2 protein-coding genes are annotated in these 3696 nt (G+C 56.0%); one reads left to right on the forward strand and one right to left on the reverse strand.

The window, feature by feature from the left end; translation table 11 throughout:
• Positions 1-183 precede the first annotated feature (183 nt).
• Complete coding sequence (locus ACOCD2_RS14245; RefSeq protein WP_293680196.1) at positions 184-2793, forward strand: hypothetical protein; 2610 nt, start codon at positions 184-186, stop codon at positions 2791-2793.
• Positions 2794-2845: 52 nt separating this feature from the next.
• On the opposite strand, the gene ACOCD2_RS14250 is transcribed toward ACOCD2_RS14245, so the two are convergent.
• On the reverse strand, positions 2846-3696 hold an 851-nt coding region (locus tag ACOCD2_RS14250), incomplete at its 5' end, for an EAL domain-containing protein (protein WP_296800839.1).

Below are 3696 nucleotides of genomic sequence, written 5' to 3' on the forward strand. Positions count from 1 at the left end.
TGAATGTCATTGGCAGTTCACCCCTTGGGTGAAATCATGAAAATCACTGGAACTGCAATTTTACGCGATTATCATCGGGCGAACGACTTTCAGGTGGCTGCCGAAGTCACGGATTCAGGTAACGTTCATCGGCCGGTTTGCAATACAGATGTCTTTCATTCGAGAAAACAGCGGAAAACAGTCATGCGCGTAGCCAACAGATGGATATCTCCTGAAACCAGGCAAAATAACCTGCTGCTAATATTCACAGCCCTGTTGTGGCTGATCCTGCATATACCCTCTGCGGTTGCGGCCAACATCACTGACCCCGCTGCCTGCTCCGGAACCGAAGTCGTCCTGGATGCTGACCAGACTTTCGACAACGTGGATATCACCTGCAACGGCACCGTCTCGATCACCAGCAATTCCACGGTAGCTGTCATCAACAACGCCAATGTCATCTTTCAGGCACAATGGGTTTCCCTGCAGCCTGTATTCTCGGTCGAGACCGGCAGCACCCTGAAGATCACCACAGCAGAACCCCTGGTGACAACGGCCGTCAGCGAAGCTTTGTTTGCCGGCAACCAGGAATACCGGGTGTTCGCCGCCAACGATCTGGGCATGCACTGCGCCGACCTGGACTACCAGATCTTCAGCATCCTTCCGCCTTTCAACGTCATTCACGCCCAGGTCATCAAAAAGGGTAAAAAGCCATCGCTGCTTACGCCGGGCACCGCACCGGACATATCGGTGGTCTATTCCGCCACATCCAATCCCAACGACCCCGTATTCGATCCAAACAACCCCACCATGCCTGCGGCTCTGAATCCGCCGGCCAGCAGCCTGGCCGGTACTGAGCGAGCCAGTGTATCCATCAACTCGACTTCCCAGAACGACGCGACAGCGGGCGTATTCAAGAGCAATTTCTGGAAGAAGAACCCCTTTACGGCCAACCCGTTTGGCTTCGATGGTTATGACAATATCTTCTTCGGTCTGTTGAGCCCATTGGCCGTGATTCTCGATACCGGACTGCCGGTACCCGACTCCCTGCTGTTACCCGATTGCCTGTCCACCCCGGCCACCTGCCAGTTCATGCAACAGATCATGCCGGGCATTGCGGGCATTGCGGGCAAATATCTTCTCAACGACCCCAAACCCTTCAACCGTTTCGACGAAGACGTCAATTTCTTCAGCAGTGTGCTGGCCGCACCCACGGGAAGTATCATCGAGGGTGCCAACTGGTGGTCTGCCGACGGTGTCCCCATGTTTCCCAAGGATGACGCCGGAAGGTGGAACGCTTATCCCATGATGCGCATACAGGCACTGAACAGCAGCACCGTTGTCGCTTCCACAGATATCGTTCTGCCCGTCGCCTCGGAAGCCGACTGCCAGAACTGTCACGCACTCACCCTGGACTGCGCAGATCCGGATCTGTCGCCTCTCATCAGGAGCGACAGCTGTACACAGGCGGCCGTATCCCCCACAAGGTTCAGCAAGACCGTGTTTGACGTTGCCAGCCTCGATGATCCTGCTCCCGGAGACACGCGCAACCAGCAATTGCTGAATGCCGCCAAGATCAATATCCTGCGCCTGCACGATGTCAAACACGGGGCAAAATATCCGGCAGCATGGGGAAGCTGCGACGCGAGCGCAGCACCGGAAAACGCAAACAACTGGAACGGCAACTGCCTGGCCAAACGCACCCCCATTCAGTGTTCGCAATGCCACTATTCTCCGGCACTCGACCTGGCACAACTCGGTCCCACCGACGATGTCGCAAGCCAGGTCTTCCAGAAAGCTGTCGGCACCAGCATGTCCTCCGTCATGCACAAGTTCCACAGCCAATACGGCGCACTGTTTCCGGACATGCCGCCGCCGGACGACACCACGAGAAACAAGCCGGCAGTGGATCACGGTTATCCCGATGCTGATCCGAAACAAAGCGTCAAGGAATATGTCCTGCAGGAAACCTGCTACCAGTGCCATCCGGGAAAACGCACCCAGTGCCTGCGTGGCGCCATGTTCAGTGGTGGTGTGGTCTGTCAGGATTGCCACGGTGAAATGGCCGACGTGGGACACGATTTCACATCAGGAGGCACACGCGTCCCCTGGGCCAGCGAACCGAAATGCCAGTCCTGCCATACCGGCGATGCGGGCCGTCCCAATCATCCTTCCGGCGCCATTGTCGCTGACGACGGCATCCGTTTGCTGCAGGCTTATGTGAACGATGCGAATGCTCCCATTGCTTCGCCGAATTCACGCTTTGCAGAAAATGAAAACCTGTATCGCCTGAGTGGCAACGAAAAAACCTTACAGTTCAGCCAGGGTCACAAAGGCGTCATGTGCGAAGGCTGCCATGGCAGCACCCATGCCATCTGGCCCATCGACTATCCTTTTGCCAACGACAATATTGCCGCAACCCAGTTGCAGGGCCACAAGGGCAGCATCATTCAATGCAGTACCTGCCATACCGGTGACCTGGGATTGACCCTGCAGGGTCCTCACGGCCTGCACCCGGTTGCCCCAATCAGCATGTACAGCGGTCAACCCGACACCGGCGTCGATATCACGGTATGGAACAGGGACCACAAGGATGCCGACAGAACCCTTTGCCAGAACTGCCATGGCAAGGACGGCCTGGGAACGGTGCTGTCGAGGGCAGCGGCCGACCGCACCCTGGCGTGTGACAAGCTGAATCGCAACGGCTGCCAGAATTACAACATCAATGGTAAGAACAGAAAACTGCTGTTTGTGGACAAAGGCACCGAAATAAGCTGTGACCTGTGCCACTCGAACAAGATAAATGATGACTGATTGCCGATCAGCCTCAGCTTGACCGTCTCACGCCAGCGGAATGCAGGCAGCTTCAGGCTGCAGAGAGCTTCTTTGCAACCTCGATCCATTCACTTGGAAACCTGTACTGCCTGACCCAGGCCGGGATTTCGGTGAAAGGCATGGGTTTGGCAATGCCATAGCCTTGCGCACAATTGCAGCCCAGTTCCAGCAGCCGAACGCCGATTTCGGTGTTCTCCACACCTTCAGCGATCATTTCCCGCCCGAATGCCCGGGCGAGACCGATGACACCTTCGACGATGTTCAGATCATCCTGATCAGTCAGAATATCCTTGACGAATATCTGGTCGATCTTGAGTGTCTGCACCGGCAAACGGCGGATATAGGTGAGCGAGGAATAACCGGTGCCGTAATCGTCGAGTGCAAAATGAACGCCGACATCCTCACATTGGTGGATGACCGCGGAAACAGCATCCAGATCGTCGATGGCGTCACTCTCGACGATCTCGAGCTCGATCAAATCGGTGCTGATATTTTCCTCATCAACCAGTTGCATCAGCTGGCTGGTAAAATCCGGATACTGTATGGTACTCGGGGACACATTGATGCCCACCACCAGATCCAGACCGTCAGCGTGCCATAACGCCGCCTGACGAATTGCCGTTCTCAACACCCACCAGTCTAGGGCGTATTGCAGCCTGTGGCCCTCGATCAGGGGAAGAAACATATTCGGCGGCAGGAGGCCCTGCTCCGGGTGCTGCCAGCGCACCAGCGCCTCGGCACCGAATATCCTGCCCCGCACCATATCCACTTTCGGTTGATAAAAGAGCTGCAATTCTTCTTTCTCTATGGCTTCGGCAATGCGGCTGATATACTCCCGCCGGGCGTGGACGCGACGATCCTGAACCGGATCGAAGAAGTAAT

It is taken from the genome of Thiolapillus sp., assembly GCF_048562965.1.
In the GTDB taxonomy this organism is placed as follows: Bacteria; Pseudomonadota; Gammaproteobacteria; order Chromatiales; family Chromatiaceae; genus Thiolapillus; species Thiolapillus brandeum_A.